Source organism: Nitratireductor sp. GCM10026969 (genome assembly GCF_042660605.1).
Classification (GTDB): domain Bacteria; phylum Pseudomonadota; class Alphaproteobacteria; order Rhizobiales; family Rhizobiaceae; genus Chelativorans.
The window spans coordinates 1-4799 of sequence record NZ_JBHSUM010000230.1 but is presented as its reverse complement, the minus strand read 5'-3'; the positions used below and the strand labels follow the sequence as shown (position 1 = coordinate 4799).

Genomic DNA, 4799 nt, shown 5'->3' with positions numbered 1-4799 from the left:
GGCCCGCCAGCGCTCGGCGCCGCCGCCCTCGCCGGGCACGACGATGCGCGCGACCCCGAGACGCACATCCGTCGGGATCTGTTCCGACTGGCGGAAGTAGCTGCGCGCCACTTCCTCCAGGTCGGAACCGTCGAGTTCAACGACGCCCTGATAGCGCTGCATATAGGCGCCCTGATCGATGGTCAGCGCCAGGACGCCGGTGCCGAGCAGCGCCGCGGGTGAATCCGCGCCCTCGGCCGTCGCCTGCTGCAGGCGTTCGTCGTCGAAATGCGCATAGGCGCGTACGGAGCCGGGCGTGGCGAAGTCGGCCACCAGCATGTCGACCGGCCCGTCCGAGCGGGTCTGGACAATGAACTTGCCGTCGAACTTCAGCGCGCTGCCGAGCAGCACGGTCAGCACGACCACCTCGGCCAGAAGCCGCGCGACCGGCTCGGGATAGGCGTGCCGGTCCAGGATCTGGTCCAGCATCGGTCCGACCTGCACGGCACGTCCGCGCACGTCGAGCGCGTCCACGTCGAAGGGCACGACGTGGTCGTCGCCGGCGAAGCCGAACTCTCCCAGCTTGATGCTCTGCTCGCTCACGAGGTAAGGCACCAGACGAGTATCGACTTTTGCGCGTGAAGACGGTTTTCGGCCTCGTCGAAGACCACCGAGTGCGGGCCGTCGATCACGCCGTCGGTCACCTCCTCGCCGCGGTGGGCGGGCAGGCAATGCATGAACAGGGCGTCCTTGCGGGCGTGCTGCATCAATTCCTCGTTTACCTGATAGGGCTGGAAGACGTTGTGACCGCGGGCGCGGTGTTCCTGCCCCATCGAAACCCATGTGTCGGTGAAAACGCAATCGGCCTCGCGCACCGCCTCGGGGGCGGAATGCGTCAGCGTTACGCGGCCACCATTCGCTTTCGCCCACTCTAGATAGTGACGATCGGGCTCGCTTCCAGGCGGGGTCGCCACGTTGAGCCGGAAACCGAATCGCGCGGAAGCTTCCACCAGCGAATGCAGGACGTTGTTGCCGTCGCCGCTCCAGGCGAAGAGCCGGTCCTTGACGCTGCCGCGATGCTCCTCGAACGTCATCAGATCGGCCATGATCTGGCAGGGATGCGTGTCGTCCGTCAGCCCGTTGATGACGGGCACGGTGGCATTCTCCGCCAGCTCGATCAGGCGCTCGTGGCTCGTGGTGCGGATCATGATCGCGTCGACATAGCGTGACAGGACCTTGGCCGTGTCGGCGATGGTCTCGCTGCGGCCGAGCTGCATTTCCGTGCCCGTCAGCATGATCGTTTCGCCGCCGAGCTGGCGCATGCCGACGTCGAAGGAAACGCGGGTACGCGTAGAGGGCTTGTCGAAGATCATCGCCAAGGCCTTGCCGACGAACGGCCTGTCGAGCGCGCCCGCCTTCAGCCTGTCCTTGCGCGTGCGCGCGTCATCGAGCATGGAGCGCAGGTCTGCGGTCGAGACGGTGGCGATGTCGATGAAATGACGCGGTGTCGTCATGCCTGGCTCTTCTCCCCTGCGGCCGGCAGAATCTCCTCCGCGCTGCCCGTCGTGACCGCCTGCATGGCGGTGCGTATGCGCCCGAGCGCCTCGTTGACCTCGTCGTCGCTCACATTGAGCGGGGGCAGGAGACGCAGCACGTTCTCGCCGGCTGGCGCGCACAGGAACTTCTCCTCCCGCAAGGCGCCCTGAAGCACGGCATTGCGGATCTTGCAGCGAATGCCCAGCATCAGCCCCTCGCCCCGGATTTCCTCGACGATATCGGGGAACTCGTCGGCGAGCGCGGCGAGCCCCTGCTTGAGCAGCAATCCCTTGCGGGCGACCTCTTCGAGGAAACCCTCCTCCAGAATGATGTCGAGCACGGCGTTGCCGACCGCCATCGCCATGGGATTGCCGCCGAAGGTGGTGCCGTGCACGCCTGGCGTCATGCCCTTGGCGGCCTCTTCCGTCGCCAGGCAGGCCCCCATGGGGAAACCGCCACCGATGCCTTTTGCGATGGCCGCAATGTCCGGCTCGATCCCGGCCCACTCATGCGCCAGCAGCTTGCCGGTGCGCCCGACGCCGCTTTGCACCTCGTCGAGAACGAGGAGCAGGCCGTGCCTGTCGCACAGTTCGCGCAGCTTGCGCATGGATGCCAGGGACAGCCGGCGAATGCCGCCCTCGCCCTGGACGGGCTCGACGAGAATGGCCGCCGTGTCCGGCGTGATGGCTTTTTCCACCGCCTCCATGTCGCCGAAAGGCACCTGGTCGAAGCCTTCCACCGCGGGACCGAAGCCTTCCAGATATTTCTTCTGGCCACCCGCGGCGATGGTCGCCAGCGTGCGGCCGTGGAAGGCGCCCTCGAAGGTGATGATGCGGATGCGGTTCTCCGCGCCGTTGACGAAATGATAGCGCCGCGCCGTCTTGATCGCACATTCGAGAGCCTCGGCGCCGGAATTGGTGAAGAAGACGCGGTCGGCGAAGGTGTTCTGCGCCAGCCGTTCGCCCAACTTCTGCTGGCCGGGAATCTCGTAGAGGTTGGAAACGTGCCACAGTCGCCCCGCCTGGCCGACGAGCGCGGCCACCAGATGCGGGTGGGCATGTCCGAGTACGTTGACGGCGATGCCCGCGGCGAAGTCCAGATAGCGCGTGCCGTCCGCCGTAATCAGCCATGAGCCCTCGCCACGCTCGAAGGCGAGGGGGAGGCGAGCATAGGTGTCGTAAAGCGCCGGGCTGCCCATGATTTTACTCCGAAGCGCCTGCAGGGTGCGGCCGGGGCATGCCGCTGGCAGGCCGATGAAATCAAAATGCCGCCCGAGGGGCGGCACACGGGTTTATATCAGGGTTTTCCGGCAGGAAGTCAACGAAAGACGCGGGCGCGCACGGTCGACGGGGTCGCGCCGGCGGGGGCGGCCCATATTCGTCCAAGTTGGGGAAAACCCTGGAAAGAGATTCGCGGCGCCTGCCGGACTCTTGTCAGCGAGTCAACCGATAATGTAGTTTAACCAGCGTAACGACTAGATTTCGTGCGGCGGACCATCCTACCTGCGTATATGTGGTGTCTTCCCGGCTGGAGCTGGGCGGAGACCTACCCGGATTCCGCCCGCGTGCACAGGAGCACGTCCTCATGAACTGGACCGACGAGCGTGTCGAGCTGTTGAAAAAGCTTTGGGCGGAGGGTCTGAGTGCCAGTCAGATCGCGGCGCAGCTGGGCGGCGTCAGCCGCAACGCGGTCATCGGCAAGGTGCACCGGCTGAAGCTTTCCAGCCGCGGCCGCGCCACTTCCACGGCCCCGCGGCAAAAGACGTCGGGTTCGAGCGGCGGCGGCACGCGCCGGCAGCAACGCAGCTCGCGGCCGGTCGCCACCTCCGTGGGCGCCACCGCGCTCAAGGTGCGCTTCGAGGAGGATGCCGTCGCCTATCAGGATCTTCGGCCCGTCGAGGATGTGGTGGTGCCGATCTCGCGCAACCTCCAGCTCGTGGAACTGACGGAGCGCACGTGCAAATGGCCGAACGGCGATCCGCTGGAGACCGATTTCAGCTTCTGCGGCAACGATACCGGAGAGACCGGTCCCTATTGCACATTCCATTCCAGGCTTGCCTATCAGCCGGCGGGCGAACGCCGGCGAACCCGACAGGGGCGGGGATGACCGCGGGGTAGGGGAGAAACTGAGGCGGCAGCGCTGATGCGCATGCCGCCTCTTTTTTTGCGCCGAAGGAACGGCCAGCCGGCGTGCGTGTGCCCTTTGAAGAGCTTGTCTGAACCATTGACGCCGCTTTCATCGGCGGCGAGACATGCCGGCGCATGCAGTTGAAGGCCGACATCGAAAAGCCACCACGCATACCCGCCCGTGTCTGGCGGATCGCCGCCGTGACCGGCGCCGGCGCGTTCATGGCCATGCTCGATTCCACCGTGGCCAATCTCGCGCTGGAGACCATCCGCGCAGATCTCGGCGCGACATTGCCGGTCGTACAATGGGTGGCGAGCGGGTATCTCATCGCGCTTGCCGTATCCCTTCCGGCGACGGGCTGGCTCGGCGCTCGCTTCGGCTATGGCCGGGTCTGGGCGGCATCGCTGCTGATTTTCGTCGCGGCGTCCGTCTTGTGCGCGCTGGCGCCCGGGCCATCAAGCCTCATCGCCGCCCGTTTCATCCAGGGGCTCGGCGCCGGACTGATGGTGCCTGCCGGCCAGGCGGTGATCGGTGCCACTGCCGAGCGGAACCAGCTCGGCCGCCTCATGGGCGTGCTCGGCTTTGTCGTCGCACTCGGTCCGGCGCTCGGCCCTGCGGTGGGCGGATTCCTGCTCGAGGCGGTCTCGTGGCGCTGGTTGTTCTGGATCAACGTGCCGATCGGGCTGGCCGCCCTCTTGGCCGCGCGCGGGCTGGTCCCGCCGGGCGCGCGGGACACTGAACGCACACTCGATCTCCACGGGCTGGCGTTTCTCGTTTTCGGACTTCCCCTGCTGCTTTATGCAGCCACGAAGACCGGCACCGACAAAATCTCGATAGGCCTGGTGACGGCCTGCCTGCTCGGCGCCGGCCTTGTTGCGGCGTTCGTGGTTCACGCCCTGCGGATGCGCCACCCCCTCATCGACTTCAAGCCGATCCGCCGGCCGGCTTTCGCGGCGGCCGTGGCGACGGCGGGGCTGACGGGCGTCAACATGTATGGCGGCCTGTTGCTCGTTCCGCTCTATCTCCAGCTGCCCGCTGCCCAGGGCGCCGGTGAAACGGGGTTGATGCTGCTTGCCATGGGCCTCGGCTCGGCCTTCGTCCTGCCGGTCGCCGGCACGCTGACCGACCGTCACGGCCCCGGCCTGGTGGCGCTCGCG

5 protein-coding genes are annotated in these 4799 nt (G+C 66.7%); 2 read left to right on the top strand and 3 right to left on the bottom strand.

The annotated features are described in order from the left end of the window. From ACFP9U_RS23935 to ACFP9U_RS23925, 3 genes are all read right to left on the bottom strand, one after another. On the bottom strand, positions 1-582 hold a 582-nt coding region (locus tag ACFP9U_RS23935; protein ID WP_378625285.1), incomplete at its 3' end, for an Hsp33 family molecular chaperone HslO. After that, positions 579-1493: an ornithine carbamoyltransferase gene (gene argF, locus ACFP9U_RS23930; RefSeq protein WP_378625284.1), complete on the bottom strand. Its 915-nt coding sequence runs from the start codon at positions 1491-1493 to the stop codon at positions 579-581. The genes ACFP9U_RS23935 and argF, both read right to left, overlap by 4 nt. Then, positions 1490-2713, bottom strand: a complete 1224-nt coding sequence (locus tag ACFP9U_RS23925; protein WP_378625283.1) for an aspartate aminotransferase family protein — start codon at positions 2711-2713, stop codon at positions 1490-1492. Before ACFP9U_RS23925 ends, argF begins: the two co-directional genes overlap by 4 nt. 386 nt (positions 2714-3099) lie before the next feature. Between ACFP9U_RS23925 and ACFP9U_RS23920 the strand changes: the two genes are divergently transcribed. Continuing rightward, positions 3100-3621: a GcrA family cell cycle regulator gene (locus tag ACFP9U_RS23920; RefSeq protein ID WP_378625282.1), complete on the top strand. Its 522-nt coding sequence runs from the start codon at positions 3100-3102 to the stop codon at positions 3619-3621. Between the two features lie 155 nt (positions 3622-3776). After that, positions 3777-4799, top strand: a 1023-nt coding sequence (locus tag ACFP9U_RS23915) for a DHA2 family efflux MFS transporter permease subunit (protein WP_378625280.1), incomplete at its 3' end; no start/stop codon positions are given.